Here is a 20,025-nt window from a genome sequence, read left to right as displayed (position 1 = left end):
ACGGCGACAGTTGGCCAGCGCCTCCCGTACCTTCGGCGATCGCTGGGTAAGACATGAGGAAGGCTTGGGCCGCGCCTGGCGTGTCCGGTGGTTCCCGTGGGCAGGGCTGCGTACGAACGTGTGCGCCCCTTTCGGGGCCGTGAACGCTGGAGGCGGCAATGCGACGCAACGGGCGACCGGCGGGGATCAGTCAGATCTTCGAGGAGGTGGACGGCGGCTACGTCACCTCCGCGCGCGGGCTGGAGGTCCTGCGTGAGCCGCTGTTGAACAAGGGGACGGCGTTCACCTCCGAGGAACGCGACGAACTCGGTCTGCACGGCCTGCTTCCGCCGGCGGTCGAGACGATCGACCAACAGGTCCACCGGGCGTACGCGCAGTATCAGGCGCAGGCGACCGATCTGCTGAAGAACGTCTACCTGGAGGCCCTGCGCGACCGCGACGAGGTCCTCTACTACCGGCTGCTGTCCGATCACCTGCGGGAGATGCTGCCGATCGTCTACGACCCCACGGTCGCGCAGGCCATCGAGACCTACAGTCACGAATACCGTCGGCCGCGCGGTGTGTACCTGTCCATCGACGACGTCGACGGCATCGAGCGGGCCTTCGCGAACCTCGGCCTCGACTCCGATGAGGTGGATCTGGTGGTGGCGTCCGACGCCGAGGAGATCCTGGGCATCGGCGACTGGGGGGTGGGCGGCGCCACCGGGATCGCCGCTGGCAAGCTCGCGGTCTACACGGCCGCGGCCGGGATCGACCCCGCGCGTGTCATTCCGGTGGCCCTGGACGTCGGGACCGAGAACGAGGCGCTGCTGAACGACCCGGGGTACGTCGGCAACCGGCACGCGCGGGTACGGGGGCGGCGCTACGACGACTTCATCGACGCGTACGTGACCACGGCCACCCGCATGTTCCCCAACGCGATGCTGCACTGGGAGGACTTCGGGCCGTCCAACGGCCGGCGGATCCTGGAGAAGTACACCGGCCGGATCCCCACCTTCAACGACGACATGCAGGGAACCGGCGCGATCGTGCTGGCCGCGATGCTCGGCGCCGTACGGGTGTCCGGCACGCCGATGCGGGACCAGCGGATCGTCGTGTTCGGCGCCGGCACCGCGGGCATCGGGATCGCCGACCAACTGCGCGCCGCGATGGTCCGGGACGGACTCGACCACGACACGGCCACCCGCCGGATCTGGCCGATCGACAAGCAGGGCCTGCTGGTCGACGACATGGACGACCTGCGGGACTTCCAGGCTCCGTACGCGCGCCCGGCCTCCGAGGTCGCCGACTGGCAGAAGGATCTGCTCGGGGTCGTCCAGCGGGTGCGGCCGACCATGCTGCTCGGCACCTCGACCGTGCACGGCGCCTTCACCGAGCAGGTCGTACGCGCGATGGCCGACGCCGTCGACCGGCCCGTCATCTTCCCGATCTCCAACCCGACCGAGCGGATCGAGGCGATGCCCGACGACCTGCTGCACTGGACCGACGGCCGGGCACTGATCGCCACCGGCATCCCGGTCAACCCGATCACGTACGGCCGCGTCACCTACTCCATCGCCCAGGCCAACAACGCCCTGCTCTACCCGGGCCTGGGGCTGGGCGCGATCGTCTCGCGCGCGCGGCGGGTCAGCGACGGCATGCTCCAGGCCGCCGCCGAGGCGGTCGCCGGCATGGTCGACGCGGCCAGTCCCGGCGCGTCACTGCTTCCCCAGGTCGAGAACCTGCGCGTGGTCTCCGCGACCGTCGCGGTCGCGGTCGCCGAACAGGCGGCCCGGGAGAACCTGGCCCGCGCCGACCTCAAGGAGCCGGTCCAGGCCGTTCAGGACGCGATGTGGCAACCGGAGTACAAGCCGGTCAGGAGGCGGCGGTCATGACCACCGGCGACCCCGCACCGCGGGTCATGGACCTGCCCGTCGGCCTTACCGGCACCGGTACCCGCACCGAGACCGACTCGATCGGCGAGATCGAGGTGCCCGCGGACCACTACTGGGGCGCGCAGACGCAGCGTTCGCTGATCCACTTCGACATCGGCGACGACCGCATGCCCAAGGAGATCTACCACGCCTACGGCCACGTCAAGAAGGCCGCGGCGATCGTCAACGCCGCAGCCAGGCTCCCTCGGTGGAAGGCCGACCTGATCGCCCGCGTCGCCGACGAGGTGATCAACGGTGACCTCGACGCGGAGTTCCCGCTGTACGTCTGGCAGACGGGCTCGGGCACCCAGTCCAACATGAACGTCAACGAGGTCATCTCCAACCGGGCGATCCAGCTGCTGGACGGGCGGCTCGGCAGCAAGGACCCGGTGCACCCGAACGACCACGTGAACATGGGCCAGTCCTCCAACGACACGTTCGTCACCGCGATGCACATCGCCGCCGTCCAGCTGATCGAGACCAGACTGCTGCCCGCCCTGGACCGGCTGCGGCACGCCGCGGAGGCCAAGAGCCGCGCGTGGGAACACGTCGTGAAGATCGGCCGTACCCACCTGGAGGACGCCACCCCGCTCACGGTCGGCCAGGAGTGGTCCGGCTACGTCGCCCAGCTCACCGACGCCACCGACCACCTGCGCGATGTCACCCGTGGGCTGTACCGGCTGGCGATCGGCGGGACCGCGGTCGGCACCGGGCTCAACGCCCCGCCGGGCTTCGGCGACGAGGTCGCCGCGAAGATCGCGGACCTGACCGGCCGGCCGTTCACCGGCGCGCCCAACAAGTTCGCCGCCCAGGCGTCCTGTGACGCGCTCGTGCGCGTGTCCGCGGCGATCCGCACCCTCGTCGCGCCGCTGTTCAAGTTCGCCAACGACCTGCGCTGGCTGGCGTCAGGGCCGCGAACCGGCCTCGGAGAGCTCACCCTGCCCTCGAACGAGCCGGGCTCGTCGATCATGCCCGGCAAGGTCAACCCGACCCAGGCCGAGGCGATGCTGATGGTCGCCATCCAGGTGATCGGCAACGACACCGCCGTCTCCATCGCCGGCGGCGAGGGCAACTTCGAGCTCAACGCCTTCCGCCCCGTGATCATCAACAACGTCCTGCACTCGACGCGCATCCTGTCGGACATGATCGAGCACTTCCGCCTCTACCTCGTCGAAGGCGCCGAGCTCAACACCGGAAGGCTCAGCGACAACCTCGAACGCTCGATCATGATGGTCACCGCCCTCAGCCCGGTCATCGGCTACGACAAGGCCGCCCGGATCGCCCACCGCGCCCTCGACGAGGACCTGACCCTCAAGGACGCCGCGCTGAGATCCGGGGTCAGCCGCGAACTGTTCGAACGCGTCGTCGTCCCCGAGAACCTCACCAGGCCGGGAGTCGCCGACGGACGAACGGCCGCGAGCGGCCACGACCGCACGTGAGAAGCGCCCGGCCGTTCGCCGCGGCCGGGTCGTGCTCAAGCGATGCGGAGGATGCTCTTCCCACGGCTCTCGCCGTCGGCGAGCCGCTGGATGGCGGTATCGAGGTCGGCCGGTTCGTATTCGGCGGTGATGTCGATGTGGACCTGGCCGTCGGCGACGAGCCGGAGTGCCTGGCGGGCGCTGTCGGCGAGGCGGTCGGGGTGGGTTTCGCTGAGCAGGTTGCTGTTGTAGGTCAGTAGGGATCTGCCCTGCATGAGCAGGTCGTTGACGGAGACCTGGACGGGTTCGAAGGTGGCGATGTTCCCGTAGGCGACCAGCCGGCCGTGGGGGGCGAGCCGTTCCAGATTGGCGTGGCGGGTAGGGCCGCCGATGGGGTCGAGGATCACGTCGAACCGCTCGTCGCCGAGGGCGTCGGGGAACTGGTCGCGCGTCAGGACCTGGTCGTAGCCGAATCCGGCGGCGTAGTCGGCTTGGTCACCGTTGCCGACTACACCGATGATCTTGGCTGCTCCGGCGTTCTTGGCGAACTGCGCGGCCAGCGTGCCCACGCCGCCCGCGGCAGCGTGGATCAGCACGCTTTCGCCGGGCCGTACGCGGGTGACGGTGTTGATGAGGTCGTACGCGGTGGGAGTGATCCAGCCGAAGCCCGCGGCGACGCGCGGATCCACCCCGGTCGCGTCCAAGGCGAGGGCGGCGGATGCGATGACCACGCCGGCGTAGGCACCGGCGCTGGTCAACGCGGTGACCTGCCGCCCGACGCGGGCCGGGTCGACGCCGTCGCCTACTGCGATGATGCGCCCGGCGGCCTCGAAACCGGGGACGAACGGGCGTGGCACGGGGAAGTGGCCGCTTCGGACCAGTACGTCGCCGTACTGGATCCCGGCGTAGGCGACCGCGATGGCGACCTCCCCGGGACCGGGGACGGGCTCCTCGAGGTCGGTGAGGCGGAACTGGTCGTCGGTGTCGAGAATGACGGCCTTCATGATGACAACCTCCTGAGTTGACTCAGTATGCTGATATCGACGCCGCTGAAAGTAGTGAGTATCAGCATGCTGAGTCAACTCAGCCAGCTGTGAAAGTTTGGGTGATGTGATGACCGAGGTCCCGGTCGAGGAGTATCTGTGCACCCGGATCCGGCGTGCCGAGCAGACGCTGATGGGGCACCACGAGGCGGTGCTGCGCGGCTATGGGCTCACCATGACGCAGTACACGGTGCTGCTGGCGCTTTCGCGTGAGGGTGGCATGTCCGGCGCCCAACTGGCCCGTGCCTGCGGTGTCACCCAGCAGACCATGGCCACCGTGCTCACCGGTCTGCAGAACAAGGGCCTCATCGTCCGTGAGCCGTCCCCGGTGCACGCCAAGGTCATGATCGCCGCACTGACCGAGGAAGGGCAGCGGTTGCTGGACCGTGCCTACCAGGAGGTGATCGTGCTGGAGCGTGCGCTCACCGACGCGTTCACCCCTGCCGAGCACGCGTCCTTCTGTGAGCTCTTGGACCGCGCGACCATCATCCTGGCCCGGCAGACCCCGCAGCCCGAGTCCCGGCCCACCGCCTGAGCCGAGTCAGGCGGCGTGACGGTCACCCGACCGCCCGGCGGAAGCGGTCGCCGAGACCGGCCAGACGCTCGACCGGCTCGTTGGCGAACACCAGGCGCAGGTGGCGGCCTCCGCTCGGTCCCCAGCCGTCCATCGGGGTGGCCGCGACCTTCGCGCGGTCGAACAGGCGCTTGGACAGCTCCGCCGGGGTCAGGCCGAGCGGGCCGGTGTCGATGAGCAGCGACCAGCCGCCGTGCGGCGGGACGACCGGGTACGCGGCGAGCTCCCGCAGCACCGTGTCGCAGCGCCGCCGCCACTCGGCCGTCGCGGCGGCCACGTCGGCGTCGGCGTCGGGCTCGTCCAGCGCGGCGGCCACGGCGTCCTGCGCGAGGCCGACCTGGCACACGACGTTGGTCAGGCCGACCAGTCGGACGTCGGCGAGGATGCCGGCCGGGCCGACGACCCAGCCGACGCGCCAGCCGATCATCCGCAGCTCCTTCGAGGCCGAGCCCACGGTGATCGTCCGGTCGGACAGCCCGTCATGGGACGCCGGGTGGCTCGGACGCCGGCCGTCGAACCGGATGCGTTCCATCGCCGCGTCGTAGATCAGCCACGCGTCATGCCGCTCGCAGGCGTCGGCGAGGGCCGCCCAGTGCCGGTCGTCGAGCACGAGGCCGGTCGGCATGGCCGGGCCCATCATGAGGACCGCCGCCGTACGGGGGCCGACGGCGGCGGCGAGCCGCTCGGGGTCCACGGTCCAGCCCTCCGCCGTCGCCTCCGTCGGCACGAAGCGCGGCACCCCGCCCGCGAGCCGTACCCGGTTCACCAGACCGGCGTAGATCGGGTCGCACAGGACGACCTCCTGGCCCGGCTCCACCGTGGCGAGCAGCGTGTTGAGGACGCCGTTGAGGCCTCCGGCCACGCTGACGCACTCGGTGGCGGCGTCGTACGAGCGGCCGGCGATCCGGCCGACGTGCGCCGCGGCCGCCTCCCGGAGCGACCGGCGCCCCTGGAACGGCAGGTAGCTGTTGGCAGCATCGTCGTCGACGGCCGACCGGGTCGCGGCGAGCGCGACCGCCGGCGGACGGAGGTCGGTGTCGAGGTTCTCCAGCCGCAGGAAGCCGGGGTCGCCGACGGCGTCGGCGGCGTCGCCGACCACGTCCACTCCGATCCCGGGGATGTCGCGCAGACGGGTCACGGTCACGGTGCCCTCGATTCGCTATGTCGGTATGGATGTACCACTATGCTGATACGCATGGACGTTGGGCAAGTCGTCGGCGGCAACCTGCGGAGGCTGCGCACCGCGGCCGGCGTCTCGCTGGCCGACCTCGCGGCGGCGGGCGGGATCAGCAAGACCACCCTGCACGGCATCGAGCTGGGGCAGGCCAACCCCACCTTGAGCACGCTGTGGGCCCTGGCCACGGCGCTGAAGGTCCCGCTCGGCGAGCTGCTGGAGGCGCCCGCCTCGGCCGTGGAGGTCGTACGGTCGACGGACGACCGGCCCCGCGTCGAAGGCGACGCGGTCGGCGCCCGCCTCCTCCACCGCATCCGGATCCGCGGCACCGTCGAGGTGTACGACCTCGAGGTGGCGGCCACGGCGCAGCATTCGGACGCCCACCTACCCGGTGTCGAGGAGTGCGTCGTCGTCACGGACGGGCGCGTGACCACCGGACCGGCGGACGCCGCGACGCCCCTCGACGCGGGCGACTCCATCCGCTTCGACGCGGCGAGGCCCCACGTCTATGAGGGGCACGGCCCCCGCAACCGTGCCCTCCTCCTGATGTTGCATCCCGAACCCTGACCCGGACGTGCCCCCTGTGGGCGATCCGGCTCCCTCCGGTGAGGGAGGCGCGAGGACATGCCTGTTCGTGATCTTGGGTCATACGCAGGCACAGCCCACGGGAGGACGGATATGAACAGGCACGGCGATCGGGAACGCGGAGGGTTCGGCGCTGTTCGCCGGATCGCGGCGGGGCTGCACGGCCGGACCGCCCCCGGTGTCCCTCGGTGGGCGGTGTGGGCCGCGTACGCGACGACCCTGACCGTGCTGCCCTCATGCCTCTGGCGGATCGCGGCGCTCAACTTCGACGTCCCGCTGCTCGAACCGACTGCGGAACCCGCTGCGGGCCACGGCCCCGTGCTGGTCACCGGCCTCTGGTACGTCGTGGCGCTCAGCGTCGTCAGCGAAGCGCTGGCCTACCTCGCCTTCGGGCTGGTCAGCGAGTGGGGTGAGGTGGTGCCACGCTGGATCCCCGGCATCGGCGGCCGACGGGTGCCGACCCTCGCCGCCGTCATCCCGGCGGGCCTCGGTTCCGCCGCGCTGCTCGTCTTCCCGTACACGCTGGTCATGCTGGGTCTCGGCCGGATGATCGACGGCACTCACCACACCGGTCTCGTCGTGCACGGATGGCAGGCCGTCACCTTCGCCGTGGCGTACGCGCCGCTGGCCGCCTGGGGACCCCTGCTGGGCCTGCTGACCGTGCACTACTACCGGCGGCGCCGCGCGTAGACCTCGATCTCGATCTTCATGCGCGGGTCGGCGAGGCCGCACATCATCATCGTGGCGGCCGGCCGGACCTCGCCGAAGCAGCGGCGCAGCACGGGCCAGCAGGGCTCGAAGTCCGCGCGGTCCGGCAGCAGGTACCGCACGCGCACCACGTCGCCGAAGTCGCACTCCGCCTCGGCCAGCGCGGCCTCGATGTTGCGCAGGCACTGCTCGGCCTGCTCGACGACGTCGTCAGAGATCGTCATGGTCGCGTAGTCGAACCCCGTCGTACCGGACACGTGAACCCAGTCGCCGTCGACCACGGCCCGGGCGTAACCGATCTGCTCCTCGAAGGTGGAACCGCTCAGGATCGCGCGTCGCTCTGTCATGCGCCGGACCGTACGGTGAGCAGTAGCGATATGTCTAATACATGTCTACTCATCGACTGATATCTCTAGGCGTATGGAGCGTCCTGAGCTTCCCCTCCAGCAGCTGTACGCGTTCGCCGTGCTCGCCGAAGAACTCCACTTCGGTCACGCGGCCGAGCGGCTGGGCATCGCGCAGCCCCCGCTCAGCCAGCAGATCCGCCGCCTGGAGGACAGGATCGGCCATCCGCTGTTCGATCGCGGGCCAGGCCGCGTCACGCTCACCCCGGCGGGACAGGCGCTGCTGCCCTCGGCCCGGCAGGCGATCGCGGAGCTGGCGGACGGCTTGGCGGCGGCCCGCGCCGCTGGCGACGGCGAGGCGGGGCGGATCCGGCTCGGGTTCGCGGCCTCGCTGGCGTTGACCGTCCTTCCGCAGCTGCTGCGCACCCATCGGGAACGCTTCCCCGGCGTCCGGATGGACATCCGTGAGATGACCACGGCACCGCAGCTCGACGCCCTGCGCGAGGGCACGATCGACGTCGGCCTCCTGCGCGAGCCGCCGGACGACGAACCGGGGCTCCGCTTCCGGACCGTCCTGACCGAGCGGTTCGTGGCGGTCCTGCCGGCCGCGCATCCGCTGGCGGCCGGGCGCTCCGTACGCCTCTCCGACCTGGCGGAATCACCGTTCGTGCTCCTGCCGCGCGCGACCGGCCCGCTGTTTCACGACCAGATCATCGGCCTGTGCCAGGTGGCGGGCTTCACGCCTCGCGTGGTGCAGCGCGCGGTGGAGTGGCAGACCGTCTGCGCCCTGGTCGGCGCGGGCCTCGGCGTCTCGGTGGCCCCCGCGAGCATCCGCCGGATCCGCCTGGGCGGCGTCGCGTACCGCCGGCTCGAGCCGGCCACGGCCCGTACGAGGGTCGCCGTCGCATGGCGTACGGACGACGGCGGCCCTCTCGTCGCACGGTTGCTGGAGACCGTCGGCGAAGCAGCGGCGGCGACGCCGAGCAGCGCGGGCCGTGTCGGGCGGGTCAGGGACCGATGAGGTGGCGAGCCCCGTCTTCGGTGATCGCGTGGATCGAGGACGCCACGGCGGTGATGTCGGGCAGTCCCCACTGGACGCAGATCTCGGCGAGAGCGTTGCGTGCGCCGTGGCGGCGCCGCATCTCGTCGTACGGGTAGTGCTCGACCGTCGTGAACGTGTCCGGTCCGCGGCGTGGAGCGTTCGGGTAGAGCGCACTGCCGGAGTTGAACGCGCAAAGGGTGACCGACGCGCCGTGCCGTTCCATCAACGAGCGGGTGTCGATCGTGACGAGTTCGCGGGCCTGGTGACGGTGTCCGCGTGCGCGGAGATGGTTCTCGAGTCGCTGCTCGGTGGCCCAGAAGAACACGCGGGAGTTCAGGACGCGGCACCAGTCGGTGACGCCGCAGCCGTCCAGGCAGCGCTCGAGGATGTGCGGGCGCAGCGGTTTGTTGTCGCGGATGACGGCCGTCCCATGATCGGGGTGGTCGATCGTCACCGACGCTGGGCGGGGGCGTGTCTCGATCTGCTCCCGGGTCCGGGCGTCGATCTCGAACAGGTCGAGTAGCGCGCTCGTGCTCAACAGCCCGTGCCGCTGGATGAACGGCCACGCGCCGGCCTCGGTGACGTGATACGCGACGGGAAAGCGCGTGACGAACTCCTCGAGATCCACCTCAGCGCCCTCCCCGCCCGTACGGCCATGTGTCGTCAGAAGACATTTTGTAATTATTGCAAGATCTTCTGATGGGAGCTACCGTGCGAATTGTTGTAATCATTGCAAGAACTCGATGGAGGCAGGATGAGAACCGAGGTGGTGGTCGTCGGGGCCGGGCTGTCGGGTCTGACGTGCGCGCTGCGTCTGCGGCAGGCCGGCGCGGACGTCGTCGTCCTGGAGGCGCGCGATCGGGTGGGCGGCCGAACCCTGAACGCGGAGATCGCGCCCGGCAAGGTCGTGGAGATGGGCGGCCAGTGGGCGGGACCGGACCATCACGAGATTCGCAGGCTCGCCGCCGAGGTCGGGATCGACATGTTTCCCACGCACATCGACGGGCGTCATCTGTTCGCGCGAGGCGGGCGGGTCACCCGCTACTCCGGCGAGATCCCGCACCGCGTACTGCTCGGCCTGCTCGACTTCCGCGTGGCTCAGGCCCGCCTCGAACGGCTGTCCCGACGTATCGATCTCCAGGCCCCCGCCACGGCGGGGTGGGCGCGCCGGGCCGACACGATGACGGTGCGGAGCTGGATGGACCGGCACATGCACACCCGGTCGGGCCGTGACCTGATGCGCCTGTCGATCAAGGCCGTGCTGGCGGCCGAACCCGCCGAGCTCTCGCTGCTGCACTGGCTGTTCTACATCGCGACCGGCGGCGGGCTCAGTTCACTGATCCGCACCGACGGCGGCTACCAGCAGGACCGCTTCGTCGGCGGCTCGCACGAGATAGCCGCACGCGTCGCCGCGTCGCTGGGCGAGCGCGTTCGCCTCGGTACGCCGGTGCGCGCGATAACGCAGGACGAAGGCGGCGTTCGGGTGCGGACGGACACCGATTCGATCGACGCGGCGGCGGTGGTCGTCGCGGTGCCCCCTGCCTTGACCGCGGCCATCGAGTTCCGTCCGGCCCTGCCCGTGGCGCGCGTCCAGTTGGCCCAGCGCATGGCCGGTGGCACCGTCATCAAGTTCACCGCCGTCTACCCCGCGCCGTTCTGGCGCGAGCAGCGACTGTCCGGCCACGCGACGACGACCGACGCGCCGATCAGCATGACCTTCGACAACTCACCGCCGGATGGCAGTCCTGGCGCCCTCGTCGCCTTCTCCCTCGCCGAGGACGCACGCGCTCTCGCATCTCTTACGCCCGAGCAGCGCCGCTGCGCCGTCCTGGATCGGCTGGCCGCGCTGTTCGGGCCGCAGGCCGCCGAGCCCACGCGGTTCCACGAGATGACGTGGGTGAGCGAGCAATGGACACGCGGCTGCTACGCCGGCTACTTCGGACCCGGTGGGTGGACCGCGGTCGGGCACGCGCTGCGTGCCCCCGTCGGCCGCGTGTTCTGGGCCGGCGCCGAGACGGCCGTCATCGCGAACGGATCGATGGACGGCGCGGTGTCGGCCGGCCAACGCGCCGCCCGGGAGGTCCTGGCACGTACGGGCGCGGCGGTGACCCCATGACGGAGCGTGGTTGGCGCATCGCCCTGCTCGTCTTCGGCATGTCCTTCGTCGCCCAGGCGGGCTGGGCCACCATCGACGCGGGCTCGTTCGCGGGCACGATCGCGGACTTCGGGCCGCGCAACGACCATCTCGTCCACGACTACGCCGCATGCGCGGCGACGTTCGGGGCCGGGATGCTGGTCGCCGTCGAACGCCGGCGCTGGCGCACACCGACCCTCACCCTCGCCGCGCTGTGGAACGGATTCCACGCCGTGTCGCACGTCGTGGACATCTGCGCGGCCCGTCCGGCGGCGCTCGGCCCGCTCGAGGCCGGTGCGTTGGTGATCGTCAGCGTGGCACTCGCCGTGCTGGCGCGGCTGAGCGGTTCGAAGACCTCATGACCGGCCGGCAAGTCTACGGCGGCCGGCCAGCGGCTCAAGGCCGGATCGCCACCACGGCAGCCACATGGACGGCTGCCGCAGTACGAGTTGTGCGAATGAGAGCGGGTCGAAGAACGCGTCGCGCCGGAGGACCTTTCCGGAATCCGTGATCCAGATCTTGTCGACGGCGGGGATCCGCGCCGGTACGCGTCCGACGGTGGCGCTCAGCCGGTGCTCGATGAACAGGATGTCCGCGTCGCCGGTCCAGCTCAGCACGTCACTGCGGAGATCGGGCAGGAGCGCGAGGAGCCGTCCGGCCTCCTCCCGCCATTGCTGTCGTCCTTTCATGCGTGGCAGTAGCGGCTGGTTGAGCTCGACGTCCTCGGCGAGAAGGTCGTCCCAGGCATGGGGCTCGGGCCTGTCCCAGCTCGCGGCGAAACCCGCGACGACCTTCTCGTGAACGCCGTGCCAGTCGGCCATCACAGCGCCCCGAGTTGCTGCATCGCGGCGGCGATGTCGAGGTAGGTCTCCTTGCGGTGCACCAGCCCTCCGGCCACGCTGATCACGTCGACCCCGCTGAACCGGATCGGTTTCCCGGTCGGCTGGAGGACGAGGCCGTCGAGCGGAAGCGGTGCGGCCAGCGTCGCGGTGATCGAGCACTGGTGCACGAAGAAGCCGTCTCCGAGACTGAGCCTGTCCGTGGCGAAATGAATGTCCGGCCAGAACGCCAGCAGCCCCGCGAAGACCTCACGGACTTCGGCGTGCCCGGCGGCCTCGGCCGAACCGAGGAGATGCAGCCGGAACACGGTGTCCGGAGTATGCATCGCCATGATTTCGTCCAAGCCATGGGAGTTCCACGCCTGGCCGTAGTCGTCGACGATCCGCGCAAGGTCGTTGTCGGTCACGGTCATGACTTCCTCCTGGGGAGATCGGGCGGTATCGGCTCCACGCTCAACGGACACGGTCCAGTGGGTTGAGCGATATCGGCAGGCGCATGCCCGAACGCCAGAGCACTCCCGCGCGCGAACGAGGGCGTTCGGCGGCTTCACGCCGCATCAGTTCCATGAAGTCGGCGGCGAAGTCGTCGCGCGGGTGCCGGGCGAGGACCGCCCGTACGGCATCGGGTGAGAGCCGGCGCGCTCGGGTGCCGACGACGTCGAGGTGCGCGGCGTCGTGCAGTAGCCGGGCCTCCGGGCCCGACTCCGCGGGCATACGGATGTTCATGTGCAAGGTGATCGCCTCGGCGACGGCTTCGGCGAAGGACTCCGGCGCGCCGTAGGAGGCCAGCGTGGCCAGTGCCACCTCGCCGCCGTGCACCGCGAAGCATTGGGCCTGGCCGGGCCGGTAGGGGTCCATGAGCGCCAGATCGTGGAGCAGGCAGGAGACGTAGAGCAGCTCCTCGTCGTAGCCGACGCCGTCGAGCCCGGCCAGGAGATCGGCCCACAGCCAGCAGCGCAGACAGTGGCCGAGCAGAGGCGCGGAGTATGTGGCCTCCGCCAGCGCCAGGACCCTGCGAGCGAGCGCGCTGTCCGGCGGTTCACGCTCGACGACGAAGGTGGCAGCTTTCGTCCGACTGCCGAGCAGCTCGGCGAGCTGGCCGAGAAGGGCGTCTCGCGCGAGCCGGATCCTGTCGGGGAATCCGAGCGCACCCCCGGTGGCGATCGCCCACTCGCGTGTCCCCACTGGTGCCATCGCTCAACCTCCCCGGCATTTCTTGCAATCATTACAAGAGATCCGGCGATACAGTAGCAGCCGAAACAGGTAGTTGCAATCATTGCAAGAAGGGGTGGTATGGACCCGCGGAGACAGCGGACCGCCGAAGCCCTGCTGCGCGCCGCTGAGGAGATCTTCAGCACGCGCGGCGTGGAAGAGGTGACCGTCGAGGAGATCGCCCAGAAGGCCGGGGTGGCCGTCGGCTCGATCTACAACCACTTCGGATCGAAGTCGGGCCTGCACGCGGCGGTCATCGAGCAGGCGCTCGATGTCGACCGCGACTACATGGACCGTGCCTACAAGAGAGAGCGCACGCCTGCCGAGCAGCTGTACGCCGCCGCCGACGAATACCTGGAGTTCTATCTGGCCCACCCGGAGTACTTCCGGATGCTGGCCTTCCCCGGCGAGCCGGGACAGTACGCGGCTGGGCGCGAGGTCGCCGAACGCCTGGCCCGCTCGGTCGACGCGCAGAACCGGCGGATGGTCGAGGCCCTTCGCCGTGGGATGGAAGCGGGCGTGATCCGAGCCTTCGATCCCGCGGACGCGGCCACCGTCCTGTGGGCGGCCTGGAACGGAGTGATCAGCCTCGGCTGGCGGCCCGACAGCCTGCGCCGTACCAACCCCGAACTTCGCAAGCTCCTGCACACCGCCACCGACATCGTCGCCAACGGGCTCCTGGCCCGCTGACGGCCGGGCGTCGTCGTCACGGAGCGGCACGCGTGGCGAAGCGAGCCCAGACGACCTTGCCGCCGTCGGTGGCGGGGTGATGTCCCCAGGCGGTGGACAGCGCGGCGACGATGAACAGGCCGCGCCCGGTCTCGGCGACGAAGTCGGGTTGCCGAAGTTGCGGCCGGCCGGGCGCGTCGTCCCAGACCTGGAGCTCCAGAGCCTTCGCGTTCCACCGCCACTCGATGAGGGCGTGGATCGCGCCCGCCCCGGCGCGCAGCGAGTTCGTCACCAGCTCCGTGACGACCGTCTGTAGATCGTCGGTGAGGGCGGCCAGGTCCCAGCAGGCCAGCACCTTGGCCGACCATTCCCGTGCCTCGCCCGCGGCGGTCGGCCCCGTGGGCAACTGCCGGAAAGCGAAGATCCGTTCCTCTTCGGGGGATACCCGGTCGGTCATGGCGTCGCCCGTCTTCCTCAGAGATCGTGCGCGTTGCGTGGTCGTTCTGTAACAATGACCTCACTCTGAGTGATGCGGAAGATTCAAGTGGACTTCTGAACCCCCCGGAGGCAGCGATGACCGCCGCCGAGAACCTCGACCCCGACGAGTCCCTCTGGAACGCCATCGCCTTTCACCTGCGCTACGAGCGCCAGAAGCGCGGTATGTCGCAGACCGAGGTAGGCGCCGTCATCGGCGTCAACAAACATGGGGTTTCGAACGCCGAAGCCGGCCGCAACAAGCTCACCCGCATCCAGGCCGACCGCCTCGACAAGGCCTGGGACACCGGCGGCCTCTTCGTACGGCTCCGCCGCTTCGCCCGCCTCAGCCACAACCCCGACTGGCCCGCCCGCGTCGGCTGCTATCAGCGAGAGTCGGACCAGCTAAAGATCTTCCACAACGGCTTCATCCCCATTCCATTCCAGACGGAGGACTATGCCCGTGGACTGCTGTCTGCAGGGCACGCGGCGGGACTGCTCGATGACGTGGAAGCCGCCGTGGGGCGGCGGATGGACCTTCAGGCCGCCATTTTGCACCGCCGTCCCAATCCGCCGCTGATCTGGACAATCCTGGATGAGGCGGCACTCCGCTCGATGGGCGGCCAAGTCGTCATGAAAGCTCAGCTCGAGTACCTGGTCGAGTTGAGTGCACTTCCGCACGTGTCACTGCGAGTGATTCCGTTCGCGGCTGCGCCGCATATCGGCGTCGACGGCTCATTCTGGTTCTTCGAGCTGCCCGGCCGCCGCCTCGCGGCGTTCGCGGGGACCGTCTTGGACGTCGGTCGAGTGATCGATGACCAAGCAGAGGCTGCTGCCGTCTCAGTAAGATTCGACCGCATCGCCGCACGCGCTTTGAACGAGGACCAGACTCGCGACCTCCTAGTAAGGATGGTTGAGGACCATGACCTCATGGCGTAAGAGCAGTTACAGCGGAGGCGGGGGCGGGACCACCGAGTGTGTCGAGGTTGCGAAGATTTCCGGGGTCGGCGGTACGCCAGACGGGGTCGGTCAGTCGTCGGCTTTGGTGAGTGAACGGATCGAGGGGCGCAGGATCTCGACGATCTGATCCGGGTCGGCGTCGGCGAGGGGGTCGAGCTTGATCAGGTGCCGGCCGAGGACGACGCCGATGAGCACGGCGCTGATCAACCCCGCGCGCAGGTCGGCCTGGTCGTCCGGGATGGCTTCGCTGATCTGGTCCCGTTGGATGCGGGACGCCTCCCGGGCTTCGTGTGCCGCCTCGGGATGGGTGAGCATCGACCGGAGCACCGCCAGCGACTCGACGGGTTCGTCGGCCAGCGAACCTCGGAGCACGTCGAGTAGTTGTTCGGCGACCTGTTCCGGCGTGCCACCGGGCAGGGGCGGGGGCCCGCCCTCGGTCGCCCGTGCGAAGAGCTCTTCCTTGCTGCGGAAGTAGTGCATGACCAGGCCGGGGTCCACTTCGGCGGCCGTCGCCACCGCGCGGATGGTGGTCCGGTCGTAGCCGGATTCGGCGAACAACCGGCGGGCCTGGCCCAGGATCCGGACCTCGGTGTTGCGCCGTTGCTCGGCCCGGGACGGCCGCGCCGAGGAATCACTCACGCGGTTCATTGTACGGGCGTTGACCGAGTCGCCATCTCGTTCTACAGTCGTTGAATCAGTCATTGAACGAGCGTTGAACGGGAGGCCGTGATGGAAGGTCCGCTGGAGGTCCTCGAACGGCGGCGGCGTCTGCTGGTCACGAGGGACATGGACGCGTTCGCCGATCTCTTCGCGGCGGACGGCGTGATCGAGATGCCGTTCGCCGCCGACGGGTTCCCCGCTCGGCTCGAAGGCCGGGAGGCGATCCGTGAGTTCTCGGCGCACGCCGCCGGGATGCCGTTCGAGATCATCGACCTGCGCACGGTGCAGATCCACCAGACCTCGGACCCGGAAGTGGTGATCATCGAACTCGTGAGCGTCGGGCGAGTGACGACGACGGGGGAGACGTTCGAGGTGCCGTGCATCCAGGTGTTCCGGATCCGCGACGGCCGGATCGTGCTGTTCCGCGACTACGTCGGCGTCGGCTCCCTGCCGGACCTCACGGCCGCCTGAGCGCCGACGTCAGGCGGGCCGGGCCGAGTCGGAGGGGCGGGGCGGAGGCCGAGGAGTTCGGGCCTGGCCGCGCGGGCCCGCCACTCGCCGGCGGGATCGGCGATCAGCCGGCGGGCTCGGAGGTCGAGCAGTCCGCTCACGTGATCGACCTCGGCGGCCACGGTGCCGTCCAGGTGCCTCATGAGGTGCCGGACGCGGTAGGTCTTGCCGTCGCCCCACTCCCAGTCGCAGGACACGTCGACCTGGTCTCCGGCGCGGAGTTCATGGCGATACCGGATGACGGTCTCCAGGTTGACGGGTCCGAGTCCATCGGCCAGGAGCTCCTCGACGGAGACCCCGGCGGCCCGTACGCACTGGAAACGGGCATGGTCGCCGTACTGGACGTAGAAGCCCCCGTTGAGGTGCAGCTGCGGGTCCACCTCGGAGATGCGGACCTCCAGCCGGACGCTGAACGGCTCAATGCCGACCGTCGGTGTCATCAGAGGGCTCCTGTTCTGCCAGCCACTGCAGCGAACGTTCGGTCAAGTAGCGGCGGTCGTCGTCGCGGACCTCGAGCCAGTCGCCCCGGGCCCAGCCGCCCGCCGCCTGAGGAGAGAAGCCGTGCCTGCGGAAGAGCGCACTCGCCTCGGCTCTCGTCAAGCCCCGCGTCCCCCATTCGGCGATGAGAGAACGGTGACGGCTCTCCTCCGGGGCCTCCGCCGGGTCGGCCGAGATCGCATCGGCCAGTGCCGCGAGGCCGGCGCTGATCTGGCGTAGTGCCGCGGCCACCTGCTCGGTACGCCACGACGATGACGGCTCCATCTGAATAGGTTAGCAATCGATACCAATCGCTAAGCTATGAGATGCTCGCCACTCATGCCCGCTCCTGCGTTCTGGAACGAATCGGCCACCACCACGTGTCTCATCGGTCGGGGATCTGTGCCGATCCGGCGCGAGCGATCGTCCGAGGCGGGGAGCGAGCATGACCGAGCCAGACCAGGCAGTGGATCAACAGCCCGCCGAGCCCCTCAAAGCAGGAGGGCGGAGGTTCGGTGGGGTCCGGCCTCGTCGCCGGCCCGAGATCGTGCTGCCCACCGCGGACGAGCTCGCCGCGCTGCCGGCGAAGGAGCGGATGGAGCTGGCCCTGCAGCGCCGTCAGCACCGGCAGCAGAGTGTGAACAGCATCGGCATCCTGTTCGGCGTGGTGTTCACCGCGGCCGGTCTGATCGCCACCGCTCTGACCCTGCGAAGCAGCCAGGAAGGTCAGATCACCGACCGGTACACCAAGGCCGTCGAACAGCTGGGCGCCGGCAGCCCGGAGGTTCGCCTCGGTGCCATCTACGCACTGGAACGGCTTGCCGCTGATTCAGACCGTGACCACGACACGATCATGAACGTGCTGGCCGCCTACGTGCGCGTCCACGCCCCTCGCCGTAGCGCCGGCACACCCGGCGAGCCCGACACCGACGTCCAGGCCGCTCTCAGCGTCCTGGTCGGCAACGACCGGACCCGCGAGCCGTACTCACTCGATCTGCACGGCGTCCGCATACCGGGTGCGTACCTCGTGAGTTCCGAATCGAACAGCGCTCGGAGGGACACCCACTTCCACGGCCCGTACCTCACCGTCACCCGGTTGCGGCGCGCGGGCTGGTACGTCGTGGATCTTCGGGGCGCGAACCTGGAGGGCGCGGATCTGAGCCGTGCGGCGCTGGGGGCCGCGGACCTGGGCAGCAGCGACCTCCGCGAGGCGGTCCTGCGCGACGCGCGGCTGTACGGCGCACGGCTGCACGGCGCCGACCTGACCGGCGCGCAGCTGACCGGCGCGGACCTGCGCGGCGCCGACCTGACCCACGTGCTGGGAATGACACCGGATCAGATCCGCCGGAGCGCTCGGACCGACGGCACCACCCGATTCTGACCCGAGCCTCGCGGCATGCGAGGCTGCCGTCGCCAGGCAATAAGCTTTTGCCGTGCCTGATCTTCCGTGGACCATCGGGACCGCCACCGGCGTCGGTTCCCATCCCGGGGATGATCCCGCCGAGGCGCTGCGCGTCGTCCTCGGTGAGCTCCCCGACCTGCCGTATCTTCCGGAGCTCCCGGACCGGGGACCCGGCGCGGACATGGTCGGACGCACCGCCGGACTGCTCGTGGAGCTCGCCGTCGCGCTGCAGCCCTCCGGGTGGAGGTTCGCCGACCGGCCGGGCCGGGAGGTGTCCCGAGCCTGGAGCATGCTCGCGCGGGACCTCGACACGCTCGAGGAGCAGGTGGGGGAGTTCGAGGGGCCGGTCAAGATCCAGGTAACCGGTCCGTGGACGATGGCCGCATCGATCGAGCTCAAGTACGGCGACCGCGCGCTCCGCGACGCGGGGGCCGTACGCGACCTGATCGCCTCACTGGCCGAGGGCGTCGCCGCGCACGTCCGGGACGTACGCCGACGGCTGCCGCGTGCGACGGTCATGCTGCAGCTCGACGAGCCCGGCCTGCCGGGTGTCCTGGCCGGGACCGTGCCGACCGCGAGCGGCTTCTCCCGCCTCCCCGCCGTCGAGGCCCCGCTGGCCGAGGACGGTCTGCGGCGGGTGATCGAGGCCACGGACGCCTTCCCGCTCGTGCACTGCTGCGCTCCGCGCGCCCCGTATGGTCTGCTGCGGGCGGCCGGAGCGAAGGCGATCTCGGTCGACGCCGCACTGCTGCGCGGTGCGGACGAGGACGCCATCGGCGAGGCCGTCGAGGCGGGCACCGGGTTCCTGCTCGGCATCGTCCCCGGCACCGACACCCGCCTGCCGGCGCCGAAACAGTCGCTGACCCGCGTCCAGGAGCTGTGGCGGCGTCTCGGTTTCTCCCCGAAGGTCCTCGCCGAGGGCGTGGTGGTCACGCCGTCCTGCGGCCTGGCCGCGCGGCCCACGCTACGTACGCGCCGCGCTGAAGCACTGCCGCGAGGCGGCGCAGATCCTGGCCGAGACCGCCGAGGACTGATCAGAACCCGCCGGCTCGTCCGAGCCGGCGAGGGCTCGGACGGATCACATCACCAATAGAAAGAGGCGGCTGCGATGGCGCGGGCGCGAGCGGAACGGCACGCTCAGGGCGGGTCCGCCGCCAGGCGGAAGAAGAGCGGCTCCGCCGCCGGGCGGCAGAGGAGCCGGCCCGCCACGGGCGGGAGGAAGAGCGGTGCCACCGGGCGGAAGAAGAGCGGCGCCACGGGGCGGAAGAGCAGGTCCGCCGGCGGGCGGACGAGATCCACCAGGAGCAGGCGCGGTGCGGCGGGGTCTCCGCTCAGCGTGTTGCTCACCGCGGTCGGCGTCCTGGCCGCGATCGGTGTCCTCGGTCTCGCGGGGTGGCTGCTGACCTCTCCGCTCGACGACGCACGCTATTCGTCCGGGCTGTCCGGGACGCCAGGGACGTTCACCGCCGAACGGTGTCACACCACCGGGTCCGGCAACGGCGGCCCGCCCGTCTGCACCGGGACGTTCGCGCCGGCCAAGGGTGGATCCGTCGATCGGACCGCTCAGGTCCGCGACGCTCGGATCCACGTCGGCACGTCCGCCACCCTGCGCCGCAAGCCCGACGGCGGCTATGTCCAGCCCGGTCCGGCGAAGGCCGGGAAGGACCTGGCGACCGCCTTCGGGATCGTCAGCCTCGCCGCGTTCCTCCTCGTACTGCTCTGCGCGGCGCCGAAGCGGGTCTCGGCCGGCGGCTGGAAGCGGATGCGGCAGAATCCTCCGCCCTGGGGGACGCTGCTGACCATCGTCGTCCCGCTGTTCGGAGCCTCCCTGCTCCTGGCCGGACTGTCCCTCCTCGTGGGCTTCCTGCTCTCCCACGTCTGAGGCAC

27 protein-coding genes are annotated in these 20,025 nt (G+C 70.2%); 15 read left to right on the top strand and 12 right to left on the bottom strand.

What is annotated here, in order from left to right; genetic code table 11:
- Nucleotides 1-158 precede the first annotated feature (158 nt).
- Nucleotides 159-1,874: an NAD-dependent malic enzyme gene (locus ACYVF7_RS47540; protein ID WP_460352775.1), complete on the top strand. Its 1,716-nt coding sequence runs from the start codon at nt 159-161 to the stop codon at nt 1,872-1,874.
- Nucleotides 1,871-3,352, top strand: coding sequence for a class II fumarate hydratase (locus ACYVF7_RS47535; RefSeq protein ID WP_460352774.1), 1,482 nt, complete (start codon nt 1,871-1,873; stop codon nt 3,350-3,352). Before ACYVF7_RS47540 ends, ACYVF7_RS47535 begins: the two co-directional genes overlap by 4 nt.
- A 35-nt stretch (nt 3,353-3,387) precedes the next feature.
- Here ACYVF7_RS47535 and ACYVF7_RS47530 read toward each other — a convergent pair whose 3' ends face one another.
- Entirely contained in the window at nt 3,388-4,335 is a 948-nt protein-coding gene (locus ACYVF7_RS47530; RefSeq protein WP_460352772.1) for a quinone oxidoreductase family protein, read from the bottom strand.
- A gap of 109 nt (nt 4,336-4,444) precedes the next feature.
- On the opposite strand from ACYVF7_RS47530, the gene ACYVF7_RS47525 reads away from it, so the two are divergent.
- Nucleotides 4,445-4,909 (top strand): MarR family winged helix-turn-helix transcriptional regulator, encoded by a 465-nt coding sequence (locus tag ACYVF7_RS47525; RefSeq protein WP_460352770.1) that lies wholly within the window; start codon nt 4,445-4,447, stop codon nt 4,907-4,909.
- Nucleotides 4,910-4,931: 22 nt separating this feature from the next.
- On the opposite strand, the gene ACYVF7_RS47520 is transcribed toward ACYVF7_RS47525, so the two are convergent.
- Complete coding sequence (locus tag ACYVF7_RS47520) at nt 4,932-6,092, bottom strand: pyridoxal phosphate-dependent aminotransferase (protein WP_460352769.1); 1,161 nt, start codon at nt 6,090-6,092, stop codon at nt 4,932-4,934.
- A gap of 51 nt (nt 6,093-6,143) precedes the next feature.
- On the opposite strand from ACYVF7_RS47520, the gene ACYVF7_RS47515 reads away from it, so the two are divergent.
- Entirely contained in the window at nt 6,144-6,689 is a 546-nt protein-coding gene (locus tag ACYVF7_RS47515; protein ID WP_460352768.1) for a helix-turn-helix domain-containing protein, read from the top strand.
- A 111-nt stretch (nt 6,690-6,800) separates the two neighbouring features.
- Entirely contained in the window at nt 6,801-7,397 is a 597-nt protein-coding gene (locus tag ACYVF7_RS47510) for a hypothetical protein (protein WP_460352767.1), read from the top strand.
- Here the strand turns inward: ACYVF7_RS47510 and ACYVF7_RS47505 are convergent.
- The gene (locus tag ACYVF7_RS47505) at nt 7,376-7,762 is read right to left on the bottom strand and encodes a RidA family protein (RefSeq protein WP_460352765.1); all 387 of its coding nucleotides are present in this window, start codon (nt 7,760-7,762) and stop codon (nt 7,376-7,378) included. The genes ACYVF7_RS47510 and ACYVF7_RS47505 overlap by 22 nt on opposite strands.
- 73 nt (nt 7,763-7,835) lie before the next feature.
- Between ACYVF7_RS47505 and ACYVF7_RS47500 the strand changes: the two genes are divergently transcribed.
- Entirely contained in the window at nt 7,836-8,780 is a 945-nt protein-coding gene (locus ACYVF7_RS47500) for a LysR family transcriptional regulator (RefSeq protein WP_460352764.1), read from the top strand.
- Here the strand turns inward: ACYVF7_RS47500 and ACYVF7_RS47495 are convergent.
- Nucleotides 8,767-9,429, bottom strand: coding sequence for a DUF7002 family protein (locus tag ACYVF7_RS47495; protein ID WP_460352763.1), 663 nt, complete (start codon nt 9,427-9,429; stop codon nt 8,767-8,769). The two genes, ACYVF7_RS47500 and ACYVF7_RS47495, sit on opposite strands and share 14 nt — an antisense overlap.
- Nucleotides 9,430-9,555: 126 nt before the next feature.
- On the opposite strand from ACYVF7_RS47495, the gene ACYVF7_RS47490 reads away from it, so the two are divergent.
- Together ACYVF7_RS47490 and ACYVF7_RS47485 are read left to right on the top strand one after the other, a co-directional pair.
- Entirely contained in the window at nt 9,556-10,917 is a 1,362-nt protein-coding gene (locus tag ACYVF7_RS47490) for a flavin monoamine oxidase family protein (RefSeq protein WP_460352761.1), read from the top strand.
- On the top strand, nt 10,914-11,297 hold the full coding sequence (locus ACYVF7_RS47485; RefSeq protein ID WP_460352759.1) for a hypothetical protein: 384 nt from the start codon (nt 10,914-10,916) through the stop codon (nt 11,295-11,297). The genes ACYVF7_RS47490 and ACYVF7_RS47485 overlap by 4 nt, the downstream gene beginning before the upstream one ends.
- Here the strand turns inward: ACYVF7_RS47485 and ACYVF7_RS47480 are convergent.
- Genes ACYVF7_RS47480 through ACYVF7_RS47470 form a run of 3 tightly spaced genes read right to left on the bottom strand, consistent with a single transcriptional unit; the run spans nt 11,292 to nt 12,968 of the window.
- On the bottom strand, nt 11,292-11,756 hold the full coding sequence (locus ACYVF7_RS47480; protein ID WP_460352757.1) for a nuclear transport factor 2 family protein: 465 nt from the start codon (nt 11,754-11,756) through the stop codon (nt 11,292-11,294). The genes ACYVF7_RS47485 and ACYVF7_RS47480 overlap by 6 nt on opposite strands.
- On the bottom strand, nt 11,756-12,187 hold the full coding sequence (locus ACYVF7_RS47475; protein WP_460352755.1) for an ester cyclase: 432 nt from the start codon (nt 12,185-12,187) through the stop codon (nt 11,756-11,758). Before ACYVF7_RS47475 ends, ACYVF7_RS47480 begins: the two co-directional genes overlap by 1 nt.
- Before the next feature lie 40 nt (nt 12,188-12,227).
- Nucleotides 12,228-12,968 (bottom strand): HD domain-containing protein, encoded by a 741-nt coding sequence (locus ACYVF7_RS47470; protein ID WP_460352753.1) that lies wholly within the window; start codon nt 12,966-12,968, stop codon nt 12,228-12,230.
- A 99-nt stretch (nt 12,969-13,067) separates the two neighbouring features.
- Between ACYVF7_RS47470 and ACYVF7_RS47465 the strand changes: the two genes are divergently transcribed.
- Nucleotides 13,068-13,676: a TetR/AcrR family transcriptional regulator gene (locus ACYVF7_RS47465; protein WP_460352752.1), complete on the top strand. Its 609-nt coding sequence runs from the start codon at nt 13,068-13,070 to the stop codon at nt 13,674-13,676.
- A gap of 16 nt (nt 13,677-13,692) precedes the next feature.
- On the opposite strand, the gene ACYVF7_RS47460 is transcribed toward ACYVF7_RS47465, so the two are convergent.
- A complete protein-coding gene (locus tag ACYVF7_RS47460; protein WP_460352750.1) occupies nt 13,693-14,112 on the bottom strand; it encodes an ATP-binding protein in 420 nt (139 codons plus the stop codon).
- 116 nt (nt 14,113-14,228) lie between these two features.
- Here ACYVF7_RS47460 and ACYVF7_RS47455 point away from each other — a divergent pair, with 116 nt between their 5' ends.
- The gene (locus ACYVF7_RS47455) at nt 14,229-15,068 is read left to right on the top strand and encodes a helix-turn-helix domain-containing protein (RefSeq protein ID WP_460352748.1); all 840 of its coding nucleotides are present in this window, start codon (nt 14,229-14,231) and stop codon (nt 15,066-15,068) included.
- On the top strand, nt 15,052-15,216 hold the full coding sequence (locus ACYVF7_RS47450) for a DUF397 domain-containing protein (protein ID WP_460352746.1): 165 nt from the start codon (nt 15,052-15,054) through the stop codon (nt 15,214-15,216). The genes ACYVF7_RS47455 and ACYVF7_RS47450 overlap by 17 nt, the downstream gene beginning before the upstream one ends.
- Here the strand turns inward: ACYVF7_RS47450 and ACYVF7_RS47445 are convergent.
- Complete coding sequence (locus ACYVF7_RS47445) at nt 15,159-15,728, bottom strand: TetR/AcrR family transcriptional regulator (protein WP_460352745.1); 570 nt, start codon at nt 15,726-15,728, stop codon at nt 15,159-15,161. The genes ACYVF7_RS47450 and ACYVF7_RS47445 overlap by 58 nt on opposite strands.
- Before the next feature lie 90 nt (nt 15,729-15,818).
- Between ACYVF7_RS47445 and ACYVF7_RS47440 the strand changes: the two genes are divergently transcribed.
- Nucleotides 15,819-16,220 (top strand): nuclear transport factor 2 family protein, encoded by a 402-nt coding sequence (locus ACYVF7_RS47440; protein ID WP_460352744.1) that lies wholly within the window; start codon nt 15,819-15,821, stop codon nt 16,218-16,220.
- Here ACYVF7_RS47440 and ACYVF7_RS47435 read toward each other — a convergent pair.
- Nucleotides 16,178-16,699 (bottom strand): acyl-CoA thioesterase, encoded by a 522-nt coding sequence (locus ACYVF7_RS47435; protein ID WP_460352743.1) that lies wholly within the window; start codon nt 16,697-16,699, stop codon nt 16,178-16,180. The two genes, ACYVF7_RS47440 and ACYVF7_RS47435, sit on opposite strands and share 43 nt — an antisense overlap.
- On the bottom strand, nt 16,677-17,021 hold the full coding sequence (locus ACYVF7_RS47430; protein ID WP_460352741.1) for a hypothetical protein: 345 nt from the start codon (nt 17,019-17,021) through the stop codon (nt 16,677-16,679). Before ACYVF7_RS47430 ends, ACYVF7_RS47435 begins: the two co-directional genes overlap by 23 nt.
- 160 nt (nt 17,022-17,181) lie before the next feature.
- Here ACYVF7_RS47430 and ACYVF7_RS47425 point away from each other — a divergent pair, with 160 nt between their 5' ends.
- Together ACYVF7_RS47425 and ACYVF7_RS47420 are read left to right on the top strand one after the other, a co-directional pair.
- On the top strand, nt 17,182-18,117 hold the full coding sequence (locus ACYVF7_RS47425) for a pentapeptide repeat-containing protein (protein ID WP_460352740.1): 936 nt from the start codon (nt 17,182-17,184) through the stop codon (nt 18,115-18,117).
- A 52-nt stretch (nt 18,118-18,169) separates the two neighbouring features.
- Nucleotides 18,170-19,231 (top strand): methionine synthase, encoded by a 1,062-nt coding sequence (locus ACYVF7_RS47420; protein WP_460352738.1) that lies wholly within the window; start codon nt 18,170-18,172, stop codon nt 19,229-19,231.
- 44 nt (nt 19,232-19,275) lie between these two features.
- Here the strand turns inward: ACYVF7_RS47420 and ACYVF7_RS47415 are convergent, their stop codons facing one another.
- Entirely contained in the window at nt 19,276-19,485 is a 210-nt protein-coding gene (locus ACYVF7_RS47415) for a hypothetical protein (protein WP_460352736.1), read from the bottom strand.
- On the opposite strand from ACYVF7_RS47415, the gene ACYVF7_RS47410 reads away from it, so the two are divergent.
- Nucleotides 19,478-20,020, top strand: coding sequence for a hypothetical protein (locus ACYVF7_RS47410; RefSeq protein ID WP_460352735.1), 543 nt, complete (start codon nt 19,478-19,480; stop codon nt 20,018-20,020). The two genes, ACYVF7_RS47415 and ACYVF7_RS47410, sit on opposite strands and share 8 nt — an antisense overlap.
- Nucleotides 20,021-20,025 lie beyond the last annotated feature (5 nt).

It is taken from the genome of Actinoallomurus acanthiterrae (assembly GCF_054775715.1).
This window is presented reverse-complemented; position numbering and strand designations above follow the sequence as displayed.